Below are 1,185 nucleotides of genomic sequence, written 5' to 3' on the forward strand. Positions count from 1 at the left end.
GTCGTACGACCGACCGGACCCGGCTTCCTTTCCCGCACGTCAGCGGCGATGTGTCACAGCAGTCCGTCCCACATCTGCTCCAGCAGCACCGACCACCAGCTCTCCGGCGACCCCAGCGCCGCCGGGTCGAGCGCGGCAAGCTGGGCCTGGAAGTCGACGGTCCAGCGGCCCGCCTGCTCCTGGTTCAGCCCGAACCGCAGCCGCCACATCCGCCCGAGCAGCGCCAGACAGCGCGCGAACTCCGGCAGCCCGGTGTTCACGAACTGCGGCGGCACGGGCGCCCCGCCCGGCCCCGCCTCCACCGGCACGGCGACGATGTTGGCCGTGCCGTACTGCACACAGATCGCCTTGCCGAAGTCGCTGCCCATCACCAGATAGGAACCCGCGTCCGAGGCCGGCTGCACACCGCGCTCGGCCGCCAGCTCCGCCAGCGTCGGAACGGGCCGGCCCGGCTGCGCCTGAGCCCAGAAGAACGGGCCCATGTCCATCGGCAGACCGGCCGCCACCAGCGTGTGCGCCACCACCGGCGGCACCCCCTGGCGGGACACCGCGGCCTGCTCGAACCGGAACACACCCGGCCCGAACGCGGCCCCCAGCTCCTGAGCGACGGCCTCCGGCGGGACCGGCGGCACCGCCTGCACCGGCGGCAGCGGAGCACGCACCGGAGCCGGACGCGCCGGGCCGTCCGCCACCTGGTGCAACTCGCCCTGGTGGGCCAGCAACTGCCGCATGCCCTGCTGCCGGCTCGCGTGGTCCGTGCCGTACGGCGCGATGCTCGTGATCCGCGCCTGCGGCCACTGCTCCCGGATCATCCGCGCGCAGTACGCACCCGGCAGCTCGCACGACTCCAGCTCGGTGTGCAGCTCCAGCACCTGGTCCGGGGGCACGTTCATGGCCCGCAGCTCGTGGAAGATCTGCCACTCCGGGTGCGGCGTACCCGGCGCCGAACGCCGGATCAGCTGCTGCTCGGAACCGTCCTGCGCGCGGTAGCGCAACACGGCCTGGTAGCCGGGACCGACCGTCGGCTGCCCGGCGGGCGGCTGCGGATAGCCGTACGCCGGCGGCGGCCCGGGGACGGGCTGACCGGGCGGCGGCACCGCACCGGGCGGCACCGCACCGCACCCGCTCGCCGCCCGGCTTGCCGCGCGCCACGTCCAGGGACGCCCCGGCGGGATCGACGCCGAC

Annotated in this window: 1 protein-coding gene; it reads right to left on the bottom strand. The window is 74.9% G+C overall.

The genetic code is table 11. The annotated features are described in order from the left end of the window. Nucleotides 1-53 precede the first annotated feature (53 nt). Nucleotides 54-1,185 (bottom strand): SUKH-4 family immunity protein (locus ACFTZL_RS45005; protein ID WP_382596463.1); only part of this gene is annotated, 1,132 nt, incomplete at its 5' end.

This window comes from Streptomyces sp. NPDC056948 (assembly GCF_042674225.1).
Classification (GTDB): Bacteria; Actinomycetota; Actinomycetes; order Streptomycetales; family Streptomycetaceae; genus Streptomyces; species Streptomyces purpurascens.